The following is a 22,166-nucleotide window of genomic DNA, read 5'->3' as shown; positions in this document are numbered from 1 at the left end:
TTAGTTTACGGCATCCTTCAGGGCTTTGCCAGCCTTGAACGACGGATTGTTCGATGCAGCGATCTTGATGGTGTCGCCGGTCTTCGGGTTGCGGCCGGTGCGGGCAGCACGCGCGCGAACCTGGAACGTACCGAAGCCCACCAGCGTCACCGCGTCACCGCCCTTCAGGGCCTTGGTGATGGAAGCGATGACGGCGTCGACGGCGCGGTTGGACTCGGCCTTGGTCAGGTCGGCAGCCTCGGCAACGGCGTCGATCAATTCGGTCTTGTTCATTCTGTACAGCTCCTTTGGCGGGGATTCCGCATGTTCGACAGTGAAGCATCCGACCCAGACTGCGGCCGGACGCCAGTGAAGTTCTCGATTCGCCGACGTCAGTGAGTGCTGACTCGCGAGTGCTGCTTTTATACCAGCGCACCCCTACCCGCGCAAGCTGAAAAGCCAATAACGACGCGGGTTTCGGCGATTTCCAGATGGCGCGTCAGTGCTTGACGCGCGCGTTGGAAGCTGTCTTGCTCTTGCTGCGCACTGTGACGCGCGCCCCATCCTTCTTGGCCTTCTTCGGGGTCAGCGGGGTCTCCAGGGCCAGGTCCAGCACCTCTTCGATCCACTTCACCGGAATGATCTTCAGGTCGCGGGTCACGTTGGCCGGGATGTCCGCCAGGTCCTTGCGGTTCTCTTCGGGGATGATCACCGTGGTGATGCCGCCGCGCAGCGCCGCCAGCAACTTCTCCTTGAGCCCACCAATCGCGGTCACGCGACCGCGCAGGGTGATCTCGCCGGTCATCGCCACCTCGGCGCGGATCGGCACCTTGGTCAGCGTGGACACCAGCGAGGTCACCATCGCGATGCCGGCGCTGGGGCCGTCCTTCGGGGTGGCGCCATCGGGCACGTGCACGTGCACGTCGTGCTTCTGCAGGAACTCGTTGTCGATGCCCAGGCGTTCGGCGCGCGAGCGCACCACCGACAGGGCGGCCGAGGCCGACTCCTTCATCACGTTGCCGAGCTGGCCGGTGAGGATCAGCTGGCCCTTGCCCGGGACCAGGGTCGATTCGATCTGCAGCAGATCGCCACCGACTTCGGTCCAGGCCAGGCCGGTGACCAGGCCGATCTCGTTCTGTTCTTCGGCACGACCGAAGTCGACCCGGCGCACGCCCAGGTACTTGTCCAGGTTCTTGCCATTGACCACCACCAGCGCCTTCTTCTTCGCGCTGGCCTTCTTGCCGGCCTTGGCCGGCTTGGGCAGCCCGGCCGGGCCGGCGAGCGCGATGTCCTTGACCACCTTGCGGCAGATCTTGGCCACTTCGCGCTCGAGGTTGCGCACGCCCGATTCGCGCGTGTAGTAGCGCACGATGTCCTGGATGGCGTCGGCCTCGATCTCCAGTTCCTCCGGCTTGAGGCCATTGGCCTTGAGCTGCTTGGGCACCAGGTAGCGCATGGCGATGTTGAGCTTCTCATCCTCGGTGTAGCCGGGGATGCGGATGACTTCCATGCGGTCCAGCAGCGGGCCGGGGATGTTGAGCGAATTGGAGGTCGCCACGAACATCACTTCGGACAGGTCCAGGTCCACTTCCAGGTAGTGGTCGTTGAAGGCGTTGTTCTGCTCCGGGTCGAGCACTTCCAGCAGCGCCGAGGACGGATCGCCACGGAAATCCATCGACATCTTGTCGATCTCGTCGAGCACGAACAGCGCGTTCTTGCTGCCCACCTTGTTGAGGTTCTGCACGATACGGCCCGGCATCGAGCCGACGTAGGTCCGACGATGGCCACGGATCTCGGCCTCGTCGCGCACGCCGCCCAGGCTCATGCGCACGAACTTGCGGTTGGTGGCCTTGGCGATCGACTGCCCCAGCGAGGTCTTGCCCACGCCGGGCGGGCCGACCAGGCACAGGATCGGGCCCTTCATCTGCTTCACCCGCGACTGCACGGCGAGGTATTCCAGGATGCGGTCCTTGACCTTGTCCAGGCCGAAGTGATCGGCATCCAGCGTGTCCTGCGCAACCTTGAGGTCCTTGCGCACCTTGGTGCGCTTCTTCCACGGCACGCCCAGCAGCCAGTCCAGGTAGTTGCGCACGACCGCGGCTTCGGCCGACATCGGCGACATCTGCTTGAGCTTGTTGAGTTCGGCCTTGGCCTTGGTCTCCACCGGCTTGGGCATGCCCGCCTCGGCGATCTTGCGCGCCAGTTCGTCCAGCTCGCCCGGCGCGTCGTCCAGGTCGCCCAGTTCCTTCTGGATGGCCTTCATCTGCTCGTTGAGGTAGTACTCGCGCTGGCTTTTTTCCATCTGCGACTTCACGCGGCCGCGAATGCGCTTTTCCATCTGCTGCACGTCGATCTCGCCGTCGACCAGGCCGACCAGCATTTCCAGGCGGTCGCCGATCTGCAGGGTTTCCAGCAGGCGCTGCTTGTCGGCCAGGCGCACGCTGATGTGCGCGGCGATGGTGTCGGCCAGGCGCGAGGGCTCGTCGATGCCGGCCAGGGTCTGCAGCAGCTCCGGCGGCAGCTTGCGGTTGGTCTTGACGTACTGCTCGAACAGCGACATCAGCGAGCGGGCGATCGCCTCGATCTCGCGCGGCTCGCGCGATTCGTCCGATTCGATTTCGGTGGCCACGCCGTGCAGCGCGCCGTCGCGCTCGGTGACCTGGGTGACGTTGACCCGCGACAGGCCTTCCACCAGCACCTTGATGGTGCCGTCAGGCAGCTTCAGCAGCTGCAGCACCTGGGCCAGCGTGCCGACCTGGTAAAGATCGGCCGCGTTGGGGTCGTCGGTCTCGGCCGACTTCTGTGCCAGCAGCAGGATGCGCTTGTCCGCCGCCATCGCCTGTTCCAGCGCGTGCATGGACTTGTCGCGGCCGACAAACAGCGGAATGACCATGTGCGGGAACACCACCACGTCACGCAGCGGCAGTACCGGCAGGTCGAGAGTCTCAGTAGGGGAACGGGCCATGTGGGCTCCAGTGGAACAGTGGGGATGGCCTCCGGGCGGCCTCGCCCGGATACAAAAAAAGCCGATGGCCTCGTTATGGGGCCATCGGCTTCTAGATGCAAGCTGTTCTAATAAACTTGTTTCAATTCAAACGCTTGAACCGATTACTCCGCGCCTGCGGCCTTCTGTTCAGGGGCTGGCGGGGTCTGGTAGATCAGGTACGGCTCGGACTTGTGTTCGATCACCGATTCATCCACCACCACCTTGCTGACGTTCTCGGCCGACGGCAGGTCGTACATGGTGTCCAGCAGTACCGATTCGACGATGGTACGCAGGCCACGGGCACCGGTCTTGCGCTTCAGCGCCTTGCGGGCAATGGCCGAGAGGGCGTCCGGGCGGAACTCGAGTTCCACGTGCTCCATCTCGAACAGCTTCTTGAACTGCTTGGTGATGGCGTTCTTCGGCTCGGTCAGGATCCTGACCAGGGCGGCCTCGTCCAGCTCTTCCAGGGTCGCCACCACCGGCAGGCGGCCGACGAACTCCGGAATCAGGCCGAACTTGATCAGGTCTTCCGGCTCGACTTCCGCCAGCACCTTGCCCACTTCCTGCTTGCGCTCGGAGCTCTTGACCTTCGCGCCGAAGCCGATGCCGCCGGCGTCGTTGGAACGGGCCTGGATCACCTTGTCCAGCCCGGCGAACGCGCCGCCGCAGATGAACAGGATGTTCTTGGTGTCCACCTGCAGGAATTCCTGCTGCGGATGCTTGCGCCCGCCCTGCGGCGGCACGCTGGCCACGGTGCCTTCGATCAGCTTCAGCAGGGCCTGCTGGACGCCTTCGCCGGACACATCGCGGGTGATCGACGGGTTCTCGCTCTTGCGCGAGATCTTGTCGATTTCATCGATGTAGACGATGCCCTGCTGTGCCTTCTCGACGTCGTAGTCGCACTTCTGCAGCAGCTTCTGGATGATGTTTTCCACGTCTTCGCCCACGTAACCGGCTTCGGTCAGCGTGGTGGCGTCGGCCATGGTGAACGGCACATTGAGCAGGCGGGCCAGGGTCTCGGCCAGCAGCGTCTTGCCCGAACCGGTCGGACCGACCAGCAGGATGTTCGACTTGGCCAGTTCGACCTCGTCGTTCTTCTGCCGGCTCTCGATGCGCTTGTAGTGGTTGTACACAGCCACGGCCAGCGTGCGCTTGGCCCGGTTCTGGCCAATCACGTACTGGTCGAGGACTTCGAGGATCTCGCGCGGCTTGGGCAGCGAACTGCGCGCCGACTGCGCCTTTTCCTCGAGTTCTTCACGGATGATGTCGTTGCACAGCTCCACGCACTCATCGCAGATGAACACGCTCGGGCCCGCAATCAGCTTGCGCACCTCATGCTGGCTCTTCCCGCAGAAAGAACAGTAGAGGATCTTGCCGGTGTCCGTGGAACGACCTTGGCGGTCTTCGCTCATGCTTCGCTTACCCAGTTACCCCACCCGCTGAACGGGGGTTCGATTCGAGAATAGCACAGGGTCGGGAGGACGCCAGTCCGGCCCGACCCTGCGGAAACAAGCCGGAATGCCGGCCTGGCTGCATCATCACGCCGGGGTGATCGACTCTTCCGGACGGCGCTCGAGCACCTGGTCGACCAGACCGTAGGCCACCGCATCGGCCGCGCTCTTGAAGTTGTCGCGCTCGGTATCGCGCGCGATGGTCTCCAGCGACTGCCCGGTGTGCTTGGCCAGCACCTCGTTCAGGCGCGAACGCAGGGTCAGGATTTCACGGGCATGGATGTCGATGTCCGTGGCCTGGCCCTGGAAGCCGCCCAGCGGCTGGTGGATCATCACCCGCGAGTTCGGCAGCGCATAACGCTTGCCGGCCGCGCCGGAGGCCAGCAGCAGGGCGCCCATCGAGGCCGCCTGGCCGACGCAGATGGTGCTCACGTCCGGCTTGATGTACTGCATGGTGTCGTAGATCGCCATGCCGGCGGTGACCACGCCACCGGGCGAGTTGATGTAGATGCTGATGTCCTTTTCCGGATTGTCCGCTTCCAGGAACAGCAGCTGCGCCACCACCACGTTGGCCATGTGATCGTCGATCGGGCCCACCAGGAAGATCAGACGCTCCTTCAACAGGCGCGAATAGATGTCATAGGCGCGCTCGCCGCGGCTGGTCTGTTCGACCACCATCGGAACCATGTTCAGGGCTGTGGTTCGGTTGTCCATTAGTGAGGCACCTATTTTGGGGGGAACGACCCCGCGCCGGGGCGCGGGGCGTAAAACACGGGCCGCTTACTGGCGGATCGCGTCCTGGAACGACAGCTGCTCTTCGGTGTGCTGGGCGCGCTCGGCGATCCAGTCGATCACCTGCTCTTCCATCACGCGATTCTGCAGCCCACTCATCAGCTGGGGGTCATTACGGTACATCTCAATGACCTGCTCCGGCTCTTCATAGGTGGAGGCGATCAGGCGCATGGTTTCATTCAGGCGCTTGGGGTCCAGGCGCAGGTCGTTCCTGCGGGCCACTTCACCGACCAGCAGGCCGACCAGCACGCGTTTGGAGGCGGCGTCCTTGAAGCCTTCGTGGGCGTCGGCCGGGATGTCGCCCGGATTGCGGCCGCTGCGGCGGATCTGCTCGACCTGCTGGGCCAGCATCGCACGGGCTTCGTTCTCGACCAGGCGCGGCGGCAGTTCCACCGAGGCGTAGGCCGCGATCAGCTGCTCGCCCACTTCCCGGCGCAGGCGGTTCATCAGCGCGCCCTTCAGCTCGCGCTCGAGGTTGGCGCGGATGTCCTTGCGGAACTGCTCCACGTCGCCGCCCTTCACGCCGAAGCTCTTGATGAAGTCCTCGTCCACGTCCGGCAGCACCGGGGCGGACACGTCCACCACCTTGACGGTGACCTTGACCTGCTTGCCGGCCAGCGCGGGCACGCGCCAATCGGCGGGGAATTCGACGTCCAGGGTCTTTTCCTCACCCTTGGCCAGGCCGACCAGGCCCTGCTCGATCTGCTCGAACATCATGCCCTGGCCCACGATCACGCTGCCCTTTTCGCTGCCTTCGGCCGGCAGGCGCTCGTCGCCGGCCTGGGAGAAGGTTTCCAGCGCGACCAGGTCGCCGTCCTGGGCGCCACGGGTGACCGGGCTCCAGCTGCGGCGCTGTTCACGCAGGTTGGTGATCATCTGGTCGATGTCCGCATCGCTGATCTCGGCGGTATGGCGGACCACGGTCAGCTTGCTGACGTCGACATCGCCGAAGTCCGGGATCAGCTCGACGGTGGCGACGAAGGAGAACTCGCCTTCCTCGCCCTTGTCGATGCGCGGCGTGCCGGCGATGCGCAGTTCATGCTCGCGCAGGGCCGCGTCGAAGGTCTCGCGCAGCAGGCCGTCGACGGCCTCGCTGCGGACCTGCGGGCCGAAACGCTGTTCGATCACCTTGGCCGGGATCTTGCCCGGGCGGAAGCCCTTGATGCGCGCGGTGCGGGCGATTTCGCCCAGACGGCCACTGATGTGGGTCTGCAGGCGGTCTTCCGGCAGCGAGAAGGTCAGGCGGCGTTCCAGATTGCCAGTGGATTCGATCGAAGCTTGCATGTTGACTCCTGCCACCGGCGGCAACGCCCCCGGCACGATGTGATGGATGGAACGGGTTTTGAACGCGGGGTCGTTGACGCGCATGCCCGCCGCAGCCCTGTAGTTTCGCCGATATCGGCCAGCGCCGCCAGCGCAGGGCTGGGGCGGCCGTGAAGGGCGGCCCGGGCAGCATGCGGCCGTCTCCCGGGATCCGGGACGTGCCCATCGTCATGGTGCCGGCCAGGGGCCGGGATGACTGGTGCGAAAGGGGGGACTCGAACCCCCACGCCTTGCGGCACTGGAACCTAAATCCAGGGCGTCTACCAATTCCGCCACTTTCGCGAGGCCTGCGCTGGGCAGGGGCGCATTGTTGCAGGCCGAGCAACAAAGCGGAAGGTCATCACCCGCCCGTCCGTCACTCCACGGGCAGTGGACGTGCCGGCTGGGTGTCGTCCTCGGCCACGCCGGTGCGCAGCACGGTGCGCGCAAAGGGGTTTGCGGGATCGCCGGGCAACGGCCGGGCCGGCACGAACTCGCCTTCCTGCACGTGGTCGCGGACCACGGTGGTGGCCAGCCCGGCCTCGCTGACGCCGGGCGCGGCCAGGTCCTGCGGCGGCGCTGCCATGGCGGCGGCGGTGCAGGCAGCCAGCAGCATGGCGGCCAAGGTTCGGGCGGTGGTTCGGGTGTTCATCGGGGCGATTCCTGGAGCGTGCGCCGGGGCGCGGAAGCCCGAGTGAAGCGCGATTGACGGCTGCCGTTCGTGCGCCAGTCCGCAGGTTGCGGAATCGGGGTGACGGGCTTGGCCTGCTGCACGCAAACCTCAGGCAGGCGCCGGGTTTTTTGACGGCGGTCGGTGGGGTGGGCGCTGGGCCGCCATGCCTTTTCCGGCGACGCCGCGCCTGGAAGAGGTCAGCGGACGCCTCTGCCGGCCTCACAAAGCACCCCAGAAACCACCTGGGCGGACCCAGGCGGCGCCTGACCTGGTGGGGGAGCTGCGGCGCATTCGCGCTGCAGCCCACGTCTTGCTGCGCAACACGCGGGCGCCTCTCATCAGCACCCAGAACCCCGCGGCTTCGCCGCGCCCCCTTGACTCAAGGGGGCTCTCCTCCCGCTAGCGCACGGAACAGTCGGGCAAGAAAAAAGCCGCCTGGCGGACCAGGCGGCTTCTGTCTTGGCGGGGGAGCTGCTGCGCATTCGCGCTGCAGCCCCACGTCTTGCTGCGCAACACGCGGGCCCCTCTCATCAGCACCCAGAACCCCGCGGCTTCGCCGCGCCCCCTTGACTCAAGGGGGCTCTCCTACCTTCAGCACACCGAACGCAGGGCAAGAAAAAAGCCGCCTGGCGGACCAGGCGGCTTCTGTCTTGGTGGGGGAGCTGCTGCGCATTCGCGCTGCAGCCCCACGTCTTGCTGCGCAACACGCGGGCCCCTCTTATCAGCACCCAGAACCCCGCGGCTTCGCCGCGCCCCCTTGACTCAAGGGGGCTCTCCTACCTTCAGCACACCGAACGCCGGGCAAGAAAAAAGCCGCCTGGCGGACCAGGCGGCTTCTGTCTTGGTGGGCTGTCAAGGATTCGAACCTTGGACCTATTGATTAAGAGTCAACTGCTCTACCAACTGAGCTAACAGCCCGAAATCGGGAGGCGAATTATGCAGGATTTCCTGCGGGTGGCGCAAGCGTTTTGTTTGAATGGGAGGCGAATGCGCGCGACTGGGATACTGCCGGCCGATGACCAGTTGCCGAGCATGGCTCGGCACTACGGTTTGCTACGGGCGTTGGGATGGCCTGTTGCCGAGCATGGCTCGGCACTACCGTTTGTTGCGGGCGCTGGGATGGCCTGTTGCCGAGCATGGCTCGGCACTACCGTTTGCTGCGGGCGTTGGGAGGGCCTATTGCCGAGCATGGCTCGGCACTACCGTTTGCTGCGGGCGCTGGGAGGGCCGATTGCCGAGCATGGCTCGGCACTACCGTTTGCTGCGGGCGTTGGGAGGGCCTATTGCCGAGCATGGCTCGGCACTACCGTTTGTTGCGGGCGTTGGGATGGCCTATTGCCGAGCATGGCTCGGCACTACCGTTTGCTGCGGGCGCTTGGGATGGCCCGTTGCCGAGCATGGCTCGGCACTACCCTCTGCTGCGGGCGTGGTGTTGGTCGCAGGCAAGAAAAAAGCCGCCTGGCGAACCATGCGGCTTCTGTCTTGGTGGGCTGTCAAGGATTCGAACCTTGGACCTATTGATTAAGAGTCAACTGCTCTACCAACTGAGCTAACAGCCCTGAAAACTCAAGCGCACATTGTATCGTGTGTGCCTTCTTTTGCAACCCCGATTCACTTTCGGTGAACCCGGTTTTAAATCAGTGGGGTGGCTGAGGGGATTCGAACCCCCGACCACCGGAATCACAATCCGGTACTCTAACCAACTGAGCTACAGCCACCACTGAAACCTTTGCTTCCTGACGCATGCACCCGATGGTGCGCCCGACAGGAATCGAACCTGTAACCGCCGGCTTAGAAGGCCGGTGCTCTATCCAGTTGAGCTACGGGCGCCCTGACCGGATTATCGCATTCCAATCCCGTTTTGAGCAGGCTTGGTCGGGGTAGAGGGATTCGAACCCCCGACATCCTGCTCCCAAAGCAGGCGCGCTACCAGACTGCGCTATACCCCGGCGGTAAATCCCTCCGAGGTTCCCCCCGAAAGAGTCGGCTATTGTGGGAATCGGCGAGCCATCTGTCAACGCTTATTTCACGTTGTCGTCGCTGTCCTGATCCGGCACCGTTCTATCGGCTATGCTCGGCGCAGCGACCGGATGGTCGAAACCCTACCCCTTCAAGGAGATTGGCAATGCGCAGCGGCAATCCCGCACTTTCCGAGTCGACTTTCCTCGACCTGGCCAGCGGCTCTGTAGTGACCTCGCCGGACCAGGCGATGACGATCAACGGCACCGTCAACAAGACCGGCCTGTTGCTGCTGCTGAGCGTGATCACCGCCGCCTTCGCCTGGAGCCAGTCGGTGGACGCCAACGGCCTGCCCACCGGCGGCGCGATGCTGTACACCATCGCCGGCGCGGTCGGCGGCCTGGTGCTGGCACTGGTGACGATCTTCAAGAAGGAATGGTCGCCGGTGACCGCGCCGATGTACGCGCTGGTCGAAGGCCTGTTCCTCGGCGCGATCTCGGCCGTGTTCAACGCCAAGTTCCCGGGCATCGTGATGCAGGCGGTGATGCTCACCTTCGGCACCCTGTTCGTGATGCTGGCGGTCTACCGCAGCGGCCTGATCAAGGTCACCGAGAACTTCAAGCTGGGCGTGGTCGCGGCCACCGGCGGCATCGCGCTGCTGTACCTGGCCTCGTTCGTGCTGAGCTTCTTCAACATCAACGTGCCGATGATCCACCAGGGTGGCTGGCTCGGCATCGCCTTCAGCCTGTTCGTGGTGGTGGTGGCCGCACTGAACCTGGTGCTGGACTTCGACTTCATCGAAACCGGTGCGGACGCCCGCGCGCCGAAGTACATGGAGTGGTACGGCGCGTTCGGCCTGATGGTCACGCTGGTGTGGCTGTACGTGGAATTCCTGCGCCTGCTGTCGAAGATACAGCAGCGCTGAGCCACGCTCACGACGCGATATGACGAAGGCGCCGCAAGGCGCCTTTTTCATGCCTCCGGGATCACCGGGCGCCCGTGCTGGAGCGCGGCGTAATGGCGGGCCATGAACTCGGCCAGCGCGCGCACTTTGGGCGCCAACTGGCGTGCGTGCGGGTACACCGCGTAGTAGTGCCGGCGGCCCGCGTGGTACTGGGGCAGCACGCGCACCAGTCGCCCGTGCAGCAGATCGTCCTGCACGGTCAGGCGGGTGAACGCCGCGATGCCCTGCCCCGCCAGTACCGCCGCGTGCAGCGCCGGAATCGCATCCACGCGCAGCCGCCCGTGCGGGATGACCTCCACCTGCGCGCTGCGCGCCGAGGTCAATGACCACGCCGACAGCGCGCGCGCCCCGGCGAAGCCGATCAGCGCATGCCGGGCCAGGTCCGTGGGCTGGCGAGGCAGCCCCCATTGCGCGATGTAGCGCGGCGATGCCACCAGCACCATTTCGGTCACGGCCAGTTCGCGTGCCACCAAGGTGCTGTCGGCGAGCGGCCCGGCGATGCGCAGGGCCATGTCGAAACCGCCGCCGATCAGATCGACCAGGCGATCATCGCAGGACAGATCCAGCTCGATGCCGGGGTACTGCTCCAGGAAGGCAGGCAGCCATTGCGAGAGCTCCAGGGTGCCGATCACCAGCGGGGCACTGACCCGCAGCAGCCCGCTGGGTACGTCACGATCGGCCTGCAGGCGCTGCTCGGCCACCTCCAGCCGGTCCAGGATGTCCACGCAGTCCTGGTAGAAGGCGCGTCCGGCTTCGGTCAGCGTCAGCCGGCGACTGTTGCGATCCAGCAGGCGTGAGCCCAGGTGCACTTCCAGCTGGCGCAGTTGCCGCGACATCGACGAATGGGTGGTGTCCATGCGTTCGGCGGCGGCGGTGAAGCTGCCGGCGTCGACAATGCTGCGGAACGCCTTCATGGCGGAAAACTGGTCCATCACGCTCCCGTGCAGCGGCCGGCACCTGTGGCGGTGCCGGCAGCATAGCAAGGCCGGTGTGGCTCAGCGGACCGGCAGCGCCAGGATCTGATCGGTGCCCAGCACGGTGCCGTAGGTGTCTTCGATGCTGGCCAGCGCGGCGGCGTGCAGGCTGGCGTGCCCGACCCGGCTGCCGTCGTGCAGGTCCAGATCACGGCTGGCGGTGGCATCGGAAGAAACGATCACGTTCAGACCCCTCGGCGCGGCATCGCGCGCGGCACCGGCGACGCAGGCGTGGGTCTGCAGACCGGCGATGATCAGCGTGTCGATCCCGGCGTCCTTGAGCGCCTGCTCCAGTACCGGGCCGGAGGCACCGGCGAACACGCTGACGTTGTCCTTGGCGATCACCTGCTCGCCCTTGCGCGGCTGCATCCGCGGGTGGAACTGGACCGTGCGGCCGCCTGCGGCGAACAGCGGCGCCCCGGCCGGCAACACGTGCTGGACGTGGATGACCGGGATCGCGTGGGCGTCGGCGAAGTCCACCAGGCGGCGGGTCTGGGCCAGGGCGGCGTCACCATCGGGGATGGGCATGCGGCCACCCGCGAAATATTCGTTCTGGAAGTCGATCACCAGCAACGCGGTCTTGCCGGCCGGCAGGGCGGTGGCGTCAGGCGCCCCCGCCATGTGGCGGATGGTCGGGTGAGCCGGCTCGGCAGCGGGCTGGGCGGACGCGGTGGCGACACCGAGGATGCCGGCCAGGCCGATCAGGGAGGCGAAGTGCATGGGGAAGCTCCTGCTGTGGTTGGGATGGCGTGCATGGTGCGCGCCGGATCCGTGCAGAAACAGCCAGTTACACGCACACCATCTGTGCTCTTCTCGCACAGATTGATGGATGCCCTCCTCGTGATCGCCAGCGCCAGCGCGCTCCAACAGGCAACAAAAAAGCGGGACGCCGAAGCGCCCCGCTTTCTGGACAACCTACCCGCGCGCTTACAGGCGGCTGGCGATGGCCTGGGCGAAGCCCATGGTGTTGCCGGTGCCGCCGAGGTCGCCGGTCAGCGAATCCTTGGCTTCCAGGGTGGCGACGATCGCCTTGCGCAGGCGCTCGGCGTTGTCGGTCTGGCCGACGTGGTCCAGCATCTGCGCGGCCGCCAGCAGCAGCGCGCACGGATTGGCCTTGCCCTGCCCGGCGATGTCCGGCGCGGTGCCGTGCACGGCTTCGAAGATCGCCGCGTTCTCACCGATATTGGCGCCCGGGGCCAGGCCCAGGCCGCCGACGAGGCCGGCGCACAGGTCGGAGATGATGTCGCCGAACAGGTTGGTGGTGACGATGATGTCGAACTGTTCCGGACGCATCACCAGCTGCATGCAGCAGTTGTCGACGATCATTTCCTGGAACTCGATCTCCGGGTACTTGGCCGCCACTTCGCGCGCCACGGCCAGGAACAGGCCCGAGGTCGACTTGATGATGTTGGCCTTGTGCACGGCGGTGACCTTCTTGCGGCCGGTGCTGCGGGCCAGCTCGAAGGCGTAGCGCACGATGCGCTCGGAGCCCTTGCGGGTGATGCGGGTGCCGGAGAACGCGGTCTCGCCGTCGGCCGACACTTCCTGGCCTTCGGCCAGGTAGGCGCCTTCGGTGTTCTCACGCACGGTGATCAGGTCCACGCCATCGCCGAAACGCGACTTGGTGTTCGGGAAGGACACCGCCGGACGCACGTTGGCGTACAGGTCGAAATGACGACGCAGGCTGACGTTGATCGAGGTGAAGCCGCCACCGACCGGGGTGGTCAGCGGGCTCTTCAGGGCGATCTTGTTGCGCGCGATCGATTCCAGCGTGGAAGCCGGCATCAGGTCGCCGTGCTTTTCCAGCGCGACCAGGCCCGCGTCGGCGTCTTCGTATTCAAAACCGGTGTCCAGCTTGCCGAGCACGAACAGGGTAGCGTCCATGATCTCCGGGCCGATGCCGTCGCCGCGGATGACCGTGATTTTCTGCGTCATTGATGTGTAGTCCGAACCGAGGGGGAAGCGCCGTCCGTCAGGTGCGCGGAACGCGGGCGCAAGGGAAGTTTCACCCGCAATTATGCCTTACCCGCTCAGGAGACCCCAAATAGGCCATTGGTCGGAGGCGGCTAGGGCGAACCGCGTTGCGGCTTGCCCTGCACCTCCCCTGCCCCCGCCTTCGGCGCGCCCCTGCGGCAGAAGGACGCTGCTCCAGACCGAGGGCGGTGGTGCCGGCCGATGGCCCGCAACCAACGGGTAGCGGATTCCGCATTCACCGACCGTCGGTCGGTGGCCGCGTCGAACATGAACGGAGAGCAGCCGACCAACGGTCGGCTCTACCGGGGCGGGAATGGAGCAGCCGGCCAACGGTCGGCCGTGCCGGGGCGGGGATGGAACAGCCGGCCAACGGTCGGCTGTGCCGGGACGGGGCCGTTGCGGCCCCGGACCTCAGTGTTCGTGAACGGTCGGGGCGTCCGCGCCGCCTTCGAGCTGGTCGAGGAAATCGACCGCGCGGCGCAGGTGCGGGATGACGATGGAGCCGCCGACCACGAGGCCGACCGAGAAGGTTTCGAAGAACTCCTCGCGGGTCACGCCGGCGTCCTTGCACTGGGCCACGTGGTAGCTGATGCAGTCATCGCAGCGCAGCACCATCGAGGCGACCAGGCCCAACAGCTCCTTGGTCTTCACGTCCAGCGCGCCGGCCTGGTAGGTCTGGGTGTCGAGCGCGAAGAAGCGTCGCACGACCTGGTTGGGCTCGCCCAGGATGCGCTGGTTCATGCGCTGGCGGAACTCGGTGAACTCGGCGATGCGGTCCTTGCTGCCGTCGTCGGCCGCGCTCATGCCTGGCCCTCGCCGGCCAGCAGCGGTTCCAGCTTGCCGGCGCGGTGCAGGGCCATCATGTCGTCGTACCCGCCCACGTGGACGTCGCCGACGAAGATCTGCGGCACGCTGGTGCGGCGGGTCTTGGCCATCATTTTTTCGCGTTCGACCGGGTCCAGGTCGATGCGCACTTCGGTCCAGTCGCGACCCTTGCTCTTCAGGAAGTTCTTGGCGGCCACGCAATACGGGCACACGGCAGTCGAATAGATGGTGATGGCGGGGGCGCCACCCGGGGTGGACGCAGCATCTTGGCTCACGGGAAACTCCACGGACAAACGAGTGTCTGTATATGGTAGCCGGCTGCTGGATTTTCCACGTCATCACCGCAACACTGTGGATCGAACACTGCCCGGCCCGCCCCCGCCACGCTGCCGTCCCGCCTGCCCGCCCCATCCGCCCTGGAGCCCCGATTGCGCCCTCTGCTGCTCTCCGCCGCGCTGACCCTCGCCCTGGCCGTGCCGTTGGCCTCGGCCCAGGACGCCAAGCTGCCGGACATCGGCTCCTCGGCCGGTGAGCTGCTGACCCCGGCCCGCCAGGCCGAGTATGGCGGGATGATGCTGCGCGAACTGCGCAACTACGGCTACCTGCTGGATGACCCGCTGGTGGATGACTGGCTGCAGAACATGGGCACGCGGTTGGGCTCCAACAGCGCCCAACCGCGCCAGTCCTACACGTTCTTCATGCTCAAGGACCGCCAGATCAATGCCTTCGCCACCCTGGGCGGCTACGTCGGGGTGAACGCAGGCCTGGTGCTGACCGCCGAGCGCGAGGACGAGGTGGCCGCGGTGCTGTCCCACGAAATCGCCCATGTCACCCAGCAGCACGTGCTGCGCGGGGTGGAACGGGCCCAGCGCGACCAGATCCCGATCCTGCTGGGCATGCTGGCAGCGGTGGTCGCCGCGCAGCAGGCCGGGGGCAATTCCTCGGGCGATGCGACGATGGCGGCGATCACCTCGGGCATGGGCCTGATGCAGCAGCGCCAGATCAACTACACCCGCAGCAACGAGTCCGAAGCCGACCGCCTGGGCATCCGCACCCTGGCGCGCAGCGGCTACGACGTGGACGCGATGGCCGGGTTCTTCGAGCGCATGTCCGCGTCGATGCGCGGCAACGCGGGCGGCTACTCGGTGCCGGACTTCCTGCAGACCCACCCGGTCAATACCACCCGCATCAGCGAGGCCAAGGCGCGGGCCGAGCAGATGAAGAAGGACACCGTGCTGCTCACCACCGAGGTGCCCGGCGGGGTCCGCCAGGAGCGGGTGAACCCGGCGGACCCGGCCTTGTCCGACCCGATCGTGCGCGGCACCAACCCGATGCTGCCCGCGTCCATGCAGATCTCGGTCAACAGCCTGAGCCGCGGCGCCACCGGACAGTTCGAATGGGCCCGAGAACGCCTGCGCGTGCTGAGTGCCGATACCCCCGCCGATGTGGTGCGCGAGTACGAGAACCTGCAGCGCGCGCAGAAGACCGGGCTGACCGAGCCGCAGCGTTATGGCCTGGCACTGGCGCGGCTGCGCAACAGCGGCGCGGGCGAGGCCCGTCGCGACCTGGCCGAGCTGCTGCGCGACCACCCGGACAACCTGTGGGTGGGGCTGGCGCTGGGCGAGGCCGAGTCGCGCTCGGGCCAGCCGACGCAGGCCAACGCCCGCTTCGAGACCCTGCTGCGCCAACACCCGGGCAGCCGCCCGGTGGCGCTGACCTTCGCCGAGATCCTCAATGAGCAGGGCGGCCGCGAAGCCGGCCAGCGCGCCCAGGCGATGCTGCGCCCGCTGCTGTCGCAAAGCGGCAATGATCCGGTGTTCCAACTGCGCTACGCCCGCGCCAGCGAACTGGCCGGCGATACCGTGCGCGCCAGTGAGGCCTACGCCGAGGCCGCCTTCCTGAACGGCCGCCCGGAGCAGGCGTTGATGCAGCTGCAGGCCTTGAAGAAGCAGCCGGCACTGGATTACGTGGGCCGCGCCCGGGTCGATGCGCGTATCGAAAGCATCACCCCGACCGTGCTGGAGATGCGCCGCCAGGGCATCCGCGACCCGGAACTGGAACGGCGCTGAGCCGGCGGCCTGGCAGCGCCCGGATGACCGTGGGATGGCAACGCGCGGCAATGTGCGCCGGGGTCGTCACAAACATGTCATGAAACCGTAGTCTACTGGGCTCAATCCCGGTCTGATAAGCAATACGGTGCGCACGTGCAGAAACGCATTCTGATCGTCGATGACGAGCCCGCGATCCGCGAAATGGTCGCCTTCGCCCTCCGCAAGGGCGACTACGACCCGATCCACGCCGGCGATGCCCGCGAGGCCCAGACCGCGATCGCCGACCGCGTCCCGGACCTGATCCTGCTGGACTGGATGCTGCCCGGCACCAGCGGCCTGGACCTGGCCCGGCGCTGGCGCAAGGAGGCCCTCACCCGTGAGGTGCCGATCATCATGCTCACCGCCCGCGGCGAAGAGAACGATCGCGTCGGCGGCCTGGAAGCCGGGGTCGACGACTACGTGGTCAAGCCGTTCTCGGCCCGCGAGCTGCTGGCCCGGATCCGTGCGGTCATGCGCCGGGCCCGCGACGACGATGAAGATGGCAGCGTGGCCGTCGGCTCGATCCGCATCGACGGTGCCGCGCACCGCGTGTTCGCCGGCGACCAGCCGGTGCCGATCGGTCCCACTGAATACCGCCTGCTGCATTTCTTCATGACCCACCCCGAACGCGTCTACACCCGCGCCCAGCTGCTGGACCATGTCTGGGGCGGCAGCGTGTACGTGGAGGAGCGCACCATCGACGTGCACATCCGCCGCCTGCGCAAGACACTGGAACCGTTCGGCGCGGAGAACATGGTGCAGACCGTGCGCGGCGCGGGCTACCGCTTCTCGACCTCGACCTGAGTCTCGTCGGGCCGCTGCCTGGCGCCTGCGCCGGGTGGCGGCCACTCCTGCTATAACCTTGGATCGCGTCCGAGGACTGCACTTTCTGCGAGACCGCAATGCCGCGCCACATCCGCTCCGCCTGGTTGAAGACATTGGCCACCCTCGCCCTCCTGTTGCTGGCGGCCGGTGTGCTGGGCCTGCTCTCCGGGCATGTGTGGATGTGCATCGCATTGGCCGCGATCGGTGCGCTGGCCTGGCACTACTGGCGGTTGCGCCGGGTGCTGCGCCGGCTGACCGCCCGCCATCGCTGGGACGTGGGCGACGGCACCGGAGTGTGGAACGAACTGGACCGCCTGCTGTATCGCAACCAGCTGGAGATGCGCACGCGCAAGCGGCGCCTGCTGGACATGCTGCGCAGCTACCGTGCGGCCGCCGCCGCGCTGCCCGATGCAGTGGTGGTGGTGGACCGCAACAGCCAGCGCGTGCAGTGGTTCAACGAAGCGGCCACCTCGCTGCTCGGCCTGCACCACCCCGGCGACCTCGGCGAGGCGCTGGTCGAGCGCCTGCAGCCGATGCCGCTGGCGCACTGGCTGGCCGGCGGCCGCAATGCCGAACCGATCCTGGACGTGCCCTCGCCGGTCGATCCGGCGATCCGGCTCAACCTGCGCCTGATTCCCTACTCGCCCGATTACTGGCTGCTGATCGCCCGTGACGTGAGCAAGCTGCTGCGCCTGGAACAGGTCCGCCGCGACTTCGTGGCCAACGTCTCGCACGAGCTGCGCACGCCGCTGACCGTGGTCCACGGCTACCTGGACATGATGGAGCCGGAGGATTTCCCCGGCACCGGCCCGATGCTGGAGGAGATGCGCAAGCAGTCCCAGCGCATGGCCCAGCTGGTGGAGGACCTGTTGACCCTGTCGCGACTGGAGTCGCAGGAACACACCGAAGAAGAAGCGGTGGCGATGGCGCCGATGCTGGCCACGCTGCGCCGCGAGGCCGAGGCGCACAGCCAGGGCCGCCACCAGATCAGCGTGGTCGACAACGCCGGGGTGGACCTGCAAGGGTCCAACAAGGAGCTGCACAGCGCCTTCTCCAACCTGGTCACCAACGCGGTGCGCTACACCCCCGCCGGTGGCCGGGTGGAAGTGGAACTGGCCCGCGAGGGCCAGGGCGTGGTGCTCAGCGTGCGCGATACCGGCTACGGCATCCCCGCCACGCACCTGCCTCGCCTGACCGAACGTTTCTACCGCGTGTCCAGCAGCCGCTCACGCGAGAGCGGCGGCACCGGCCTTGGCCTGTCGATCGTCAAGCACATCCTGGGCCTGCACCACGCACGCCTGGAGATCCAGAGCGAGGTCGGCAAGGGCAGCGTGTTCTCGTGCCATTTCGACGCCGACCAGGTGCGCGCGCGCACCGAGACGGCCTCCCTTCCTTCTGCAGAAGACTTCTCCGCATGAGCACTCTCGTCCCCATCGCCGTGCCGGTTGACAACGATCCGCTGCGCGACCCGGCGCTGTACATCAACCGCGAGCTGTCGCAGCTGGACTTCAACTTCCGCGTGCTGGCCCAGGCCATGGACACCCAGGTGCCGCTGCTGGAACGGCTGCGCTTCATGTGCATCTCCTGCACCAACCTGGACGAATTCTTCGAGATCCGCGCCGCCGCCGTGCGCCATGCGCAGGAGTTCGGCCTGCCGCCCGCGCCGGACGGCATGACCCCGCAGGCCATCCTCAACGCCATCCATGACCGCGCCGCCCAGCTGGTGGACCAGCAGTACCGCTGCTGGAACGAGACCCTGCGCCCGGCACTGCACGAGGCGGGCATCGACGTACTCGGCCGCCACTCCTGGAACCATCGCCAGAAGCGCTGGCTGCGCGCGTACTTCCGCAACGAGATCATGCCGGTGCTGTCGCCGCTGGGCCTGGACCCCTCGCACCCGTTCCCGAAGATCCTCAACAAGTCGCTGAACATCGTGGTGGTGCTCAAGGGCACCGACGCGTTCGGCCGCGCCGGCCACCTGGCCATCGTGCGTGCACCGCGCTCGCTGCCGCGCATCATCCAGCTGCCGGAGAAACTCGGGGGCGCGCAGACCTACGTGTTCCTGTCCTCGGTGCTGTCGACCTTCGTCGACGAGCTGTTCCCCGGCATGGAAGTCCAGGGCGCGTACCAGTTCCGCGTGACCCGCAACTCCGAACTGGTGGTGGACGAGGAAGAAGTGGAAAACCTCGCGCTGGCCCTGCGCGACGAGCTGGTGGACCGCGGCTATCGGCCGGCGGTACGGCTTGAGATCGCGCAGGACTGCCCGCGTGACATCGTGCGCACGCTGCTGCAGAACTTCGGCCTGACCGAAAACGCGGTGTACCGCATCGACGGCCCGGTCAACCTCAACCGCGTGATCCAGCTGTACGACCTGCTGGCCCGCCCGGAACTGAAATACCCCACGCTCAACCCGCGCGTGCTGCGCGATGGCGATGGCATCTTCGACGTCGTCGCGCGCAAGGACGTGCTGCTGCACCATCCCTTCGATGCGTTCACCCCGGTGCTGGACCTGATCAAGCAGGCCGCGGTGGATCCCAACGCGCTGGCGATCAAGCAGACGCTGTACCGCACCGGCAAGGATTCGCAGATCGTCGATGCGCTGATCCAGGCCGCGCGCAACGGCAAGGACGTCACCGTGGTGGTCGAGCTGCGCGCGCGCTTCGACGAAGAAGCCAACCTCGGCCTGGCCGACCGCCTGCAGGAAGCCGGCGTGCAGGTGGTGTACGGCGTGGTGGGCTACAAGACCCACGCCAAGATGCTGCTGATCGTGCGCCGCGAGGGCCGCAAGCTGCGCCGCTACGTGCACCTGGGCACCGGCAATTACCACAGCGGCACCGCGCGCGCGTATACCGACCTGAGCCTGATCACCGCCGATCCGGATATCGGCAACGATGTGCACCTGCTGTTCCAGCAACTGTCCGGGCTGGCCCCGCGGACCAAGCTCAAGCGCCTGCTGCAATCGCCGTTCACCCTGCACCCGGGGCTGCTGCAGCGGATCGATCGCGAAACCCGGCTGGCCGCGAGTGGCCGCCCGGGCCGGATCATCGCCAAGATGAACGCCCTCAACGAGCCGCAGGTGATCCGCGCGCTGTACGCCGCCTCGCAGGCCGGCGTGCAGATCGACCTGATCGTGCGCGGCGCCTGCACGCTGCGGCCGGGCGTGCCGGGCGTGTCGGACAACATCCGGGTGCGCTCGATCGTCGGTCGCTTCCTGGAACACAGCCGGGTGTACTGGTTCGGCAACGACGGGGCGGCCGAGCTGTACTGCGCCAGCGCCGACTGGCTGGAACGCAACCTGCTGCGCCGGGTGGAGACCTGCTTCCCGATCCTGGACCCCGAGCTGGCGCGCAAGGTGTACCGCGACGTGCTGCAGAACTACCTGGACGACAACCTCAACGCGTGGGAACTGCGCGCCGACGGTGAGTACGCCAAGTGCACGCCTGGGCATGACGAGCCACCGCACGCGGCGCAGATGGCGTTGATGCAGGGCCTGTAGGTGTACGCGACAGCGCTTGCGCTGTCGCCCCACGGCGTGCCATGCAGGCCGTGGGCGCCGCTTGCCCCCACACCCCGCGCCTGTTGGCGCGCCCGCCGACCCGGCGGCTCAAGCCGTCGGATGCATCGCGGCAGTACTGGCCGGCGCGCGCCAGCGCCGTGAACCGCTGCGACGTCCCGTCGCATCCCATGTGAAGGCCGCGCGGTGACTTCACGCCCCGCCCTTCGGCTAACATTCGCCCATGCCGCATACCTCCACGACTCCGCCCGCCCTGCAGGATGGCGACCTGCTCGCCGCCATCGACCTGGGTTCCAACAGTTTCCACATGGTCATCGCGCGTTACACGCTCGGGCAGTTGCGGGTGGTCGACCGCCTGCGCGAGACGGTGCGCATGGCCGACGGCCTGGATGGCAAGGGCGGCCTGTCCGCCGAGGCGCGCCAGCGCTCGCTGGAGTGCCTGGCCCGGTTCGGCCAGCGCATCCGTGCGATCCCCTCGGTGCGCGTGCGCGCCCTGGCCACCAACACGGTGCGCCAGCTGCGTTCGCCGCAGGCCTTCCTGATGCCGGCCGAGACCGCGCTCGGGCATGCAATCGAAGTAGTCAGCGGCCGCGAAGAGGCGCGCCTGATCTACCTGGGCGTGGCCCATGCGCAGCCGCCCAAGCCGGACCAGCGCCGGCTGGTGATCGACATCGGCGGCGGCTCCACCGAATTCATCATCGGCCAGGGCATGCAGACCCTGGAGCGCGAGAGCCTGCAGGCGGGCTGCATCGCCAGCACCCGGCGCTTCTTCCCGGGCGGCAAGCTCAGCCGCAAGCGCTGGAAGGACGCGCTGACCGAGATCGGCGCGGAATTCCAGCAGTTCGCCACCAAGTACCGCGCACTGGGCTGGCAGGAAGCGCTGGGCTCATCGGGCACGCACAAGGCGATCAGCGAGATCTGCGCGACGATGAAGCTGAGCAAGGGCGCGATCACCGCCGAGGCCCTGCCGCAGCTGCGCGACGAGCTGCTCAAGGCCAAGCGCATCGAGGACATCAACCTGCCCGGGCTGTCGGCCGATCGGCGCCCGATCATCGCCGGGGGCATCCTGGTGCTGGAAGCGGCGTTCCAGGCCCTGGGCCTGGAGAAGCTGCTGGTCAGCAAGGCCGCCATGCGCGAAGGCATCCTGTACGACATCCTCGGCCGCGCCAGCGAGAACGACCTGCGCGATGAATCGGTGGCGGCGCTGACCCTGCGCTATGGCATCGACATCGTCCAGGCCGACCGGGTCGAACGCACCGCGATGAACCTGCTGGGCCAGGTCGAAGCGAGCTGGGGATTGGACCCGGACGATGCGCGCATGCTCGGCTGGGCCGCGCGCCTGCACGAACTGGGGCTGATGATCGCCCACAGCGGCTACCACGTGCACGGCAGTTACGTGCTGGAGAACTCGGATATCGCCGGCTTCTCGCGGCAGGAGCAGCAACTGCTGGCCGCCCTGGTCCGCAGCCATCGCCGCAACGTGTCCAAGTCGGCCTTCGAGGCCCTGCCCGAGCGCCTGCTGCAACCGGCGCGACGGATGACCGCCCTGCTGCGGCTGGCCGTCCTGCTCAACCGCGCGCATGAAGACACCCCCATGCCGGCGCTGGAGCTGACCGCCGACGACAGCCGCCTGTCGTTGATCCTGCCCCAGGCCTTCATCGATGCCCGGCCGCTGCTGCGTGCCGACCTGATCGGCGAAACCGACGGCATGGCCGGCCTGGGCGTGCAGTTCCGCCCGTTCGTGGCCTGATCCCGGGCGTGGCGGCCGCCACGGCCGCCCGCCCACCCCGCGTGCACCCGCCCCCGTCCGCCCGGCCCTGTCCGGCGGCTCGATCGTGCGTGCTCCCTGCCTGCGGCC

General features: G+C 67.0%; 17 protein-coding genes and 6 tRNA genes. 6 read left to right on the top strand and 17 right to left on the bottom strand.

Annotated elements, in window-relative coordinates; translation table 11 throughout:
- From M2421_RS19590 to M2421_RS19535, 12 genes are all read right to left on the bottom strand, one after another.
- Nucleotides 1-273 carry an HU family DNA-binding protein gene (locus tag M2421_RS19590; protein ID WP_038690141.1) on the bottom strand — a complete coding sequence of 91 codons (273 nt, stop codon included), beginning with the start codon at nt 271-273 and terminating at the stop codon, nt 1-3.
- Between the two features lie 205 nt (nt 274-478).
- Nucleotides 479-2,944: an endopeptidase La gene (gene lon, locus M2421_RS19585; RefSeq protein ID WP_259209998.1), complete on the bottom strand. Its 2,466-nt coding sequence runs from the start codon at nt 2,942-2,944 to the stop codon at nt 479-481.
- 143 nt (nt 2,945-3,087) lie between these two features.
- Entirely contained in the window at nt 3,088-4,377 is a 1,290-nt protein-coding gene (gene clpX / locus M2421_RS19580; RefSeq protein WP_259209997.1) for an ATP-dependent Clp protease ATP-binding subunit ClpX, read from the bottom strand.
- Between the two features lie 126 nt (nt 4,378-4,503).
- Nucleotides 4,504-5,130 (bottom strand): ATP-dependent Clp endopeptidase proteolytic subunit ClpP, encoded by a 627-nt coding sequence (clpP, locus tag M2421_RS19575; protein WP_038690153.1) that lies wholly within the window; start codon nt 5,128-5,130, stop codon nt 4,504-4,506.
- A gap of 66 nt (nt 5,131-5,196) precedes the next feature.
- Complete coding sequence (gene tig / locus M2421_RS19570) at nt 5,197-6,492, bottom strand: trigger factor (RefSeq protein ID WP_259209995.1); 1,296 nt, start codon at nt 6,490-6,492, stop codon at nt 5,197-5,199.
- Between the two features lie 236 nt (nt 6,493-6,728).
- A tRNA-Leu gene (locus tag M2421_RS19565) sits at nt 6,729-6,813 on the bottom strand.
- A gap of 73 nt (nt 6,814-6,886) precedes the next feature.
- Nucleotides 6,887-7,162 (bottom strand): hypothetical protein, encoded by a 276-nt coding sequence (locus tag M2421_RS19560; protein WP_259209992.1) that lies wholly within the window; start codon nt 7,160-7,162, stop codon nt 6,887-6,889.
- An 863-nt stretch (nt 7,163-8,025) separates the two neighbouring features.
- Nucleotides 8,026-8,101 (bottom strand) — tRNA-Lys (locus M2421_RS19555).
- Between the two features lie 565 nt (nt 8,102-8,666).
- A tRNA-Lys gene (locus M2421_RS19550) sits at nt 8,667-8,742 on the bottom strand.
- Nucleotides 8,743-8,824: 82 nt separating this feature from the next.
- Nucleotides 8,825-8,901: transfer RNA gene (locus M2421_RS19545), tRNA-His, on the bottom strand.
- A gap of 35 nt (nt 8,902-8,936) precedes the next feature.
- Nucleotides 8,937-9,013, bottom strand: a tRNA-Arg gene (locus tag M2421_RS19540).
- A gap of 42 nt (nt 9,014-9,055) precedes the next feature.
- Nucleotides 9,056-9,132 (bottom strand) — tRNA-Pro (locus M2421_RS19535).
- Between the two features lie 176 nt (nt 9,133-9,308).
- Between M2421_RS19535 and M2421_RS19530 the strand changes: the two genes are divergently transcribed.
- The gene (locus M2421_RS19530; RefSeq protein WP_259209990.1) at nt 9,309-10,067 is read left to right on the top strand and encodes a Bax inhibitor-1/YccA family protein; all 759 of its coding nucleotides are present in this window, start codon (nt 9,309-9,311) and stop codon (nt 10,065-10,067) included.
- Between the two features lie 47 nt (nt 10,068-10,114).
- Here M2421_RS19530 and M2421_RS19525 read toward each other — a convergent pair whose 3' ends face one another.
- The 5 genes from M2421_RS19525 to grxC all read right to left on the bottom strand — a co-directional run bounded on the left by M2421_RS19525 (nt 10,115) and on the right by grxC (nt 14,154).
- Nucleotides 10,115-11,038, bottom strand: coding sequence for a LysR family transcriptional regulator (locus tag M2421_RS19525; protein ID WP_259209989.1), 924 nt, complete (start codon nt 11,036-11,038; stop codon nt 10,115-10,117).
- A 63-nt stretch (nt 11,039-11,101) separates the two neighbouring features.
- Complete coding sequence (locus tag M2421_RS19520; RefSeq protein WP_259209988.1) at nt 11,102-11,800, bottom strand: isochorismatase family cysteine hydrolase; 699 nt, start codon at nt 11,798-11,800, stop codon at nt 11,102-11,104.
- Nucleotides 11,801-12,007: 207 nt separating this feature from the next.
- Complete coding sequence (locus M2421_RS19515) at nt 12,008-13,015, bottom strand: isocitrate dehydrogenase (protein WP_256776272.1); 1,008 nt, start codon at nt 13,013-13,015, stop codon at nt 12,008-12,010.
- A 450-nt stretch (nt 13,016-13,465) separates the two neighbouring features.
- On the bottom strand, nt 13,466-13,858 hold the full coding sequence (locus M2421_RS19510) for a carboxymuconolactone decarboxylase family protein (RefSeq protein WP_259209984.1): 393 nt from the start codon (nt 13,856-13,858) through the stop codon (nt 13,466-13,468).
- Complete coding sequence (gene grxC, locus M2421_RS19505) at nt 13,855-14,154, bottom strand: glutaredoxin 3 (RefSeq protein ID WP_259209982.1); 300 nt, start codon at nt 14,152-14,154, stop codon at nt 13,855-13,857. The genes M2421_RS19510 and grxC overlap by 4 nt, the downstream gene beginning before the upstream one ends.
- A gap of 153 nt (nt 14,155-14,307) precedes the next feature.
- Between grxC and M2421_RS19500 the strand changes: the two genes are divergently transcribed.
- The 5 genes from M2421_RS19500 (at nt 14,308) to ppx (ending at nt 22,058) form a co-directional block, all read left to right on the top strand.
- Nucleotides 14,308-15,948, top strand: coding sequence for a M48 family metalloprotease (locus M2421_RS19500; protein WP_259209980.1), 1,641 nt, complete (start codon nt 14,308-14,310; stop codon nt 15,946-15,948).
- Nucleotides 15,949-16,083: 135 nt separating this feature from the next.
- Nucleotides 16,084-16,773, top strand: coding sequence for a phosphate regulon transcriptional regulator PhoB (phoB, locus tag M2421_RS19495; RefSeq protein WP_068849561.1), 690 nt, complete (start codon nt 16,084-16,086; stop codon nt 16,771-16,773).
- 98 nt (nt 16,774-16,871) lie between these two features.
- Nucleotides 16,872-18,212, top strand: coding sequence for a phosphate regulon sensor histidine kinase PhoR (gene phoR, locus M2421_RS19490; RefSeq protein ID WP_259209976.1), 1,341 nt, complete (start codon nt 16,872-16,874; stop codon nt 18,210-18,212).
- Nucleotides 18,209-20,290 (top strand): polyphosphate kinase 1, encoded by a 2,082-nt coding sequence (gene ppk1 / locus M2421_RS19485; RefSeq protein WP_259209975.1) that lies wholly within the window; start codon nt 18,209-18,211, stop codon nt 20,288-20,290. The genes phoR and ppk1 overlap by 4 nt, the downstream gene beginning before the upstream one ends.
- Nucleotides 20,291-20,531: 241 nt before the next feature.
- Nucleotides 20,532-22,058, top strand: coding sequence for an exopolyphosphatase (ppx, locus tag M2421_RS19480; protein ID WP_259209974.1), 1,527 nt, complete (start codon nt 20,532-20,534; stop codon nt 22,056-22,058).
- Nucleotides 22,059-22,166: the final 108 nt, after the last annotated feature.

This window comes from Stenotrophomonas sp. BIGb0135 (assembly GCF_024810105.1).
GTDB lineage: Bacteria > Pseudomonadota > Gammaproteobacteria > Xanthomonadales > Xanthomonadaceae > Stenotrophomonas > Stenotrophomonas maltophilia_AB.
This window is presented reverse-complemented; position numbering and strand designations above follow the sequence as displayed.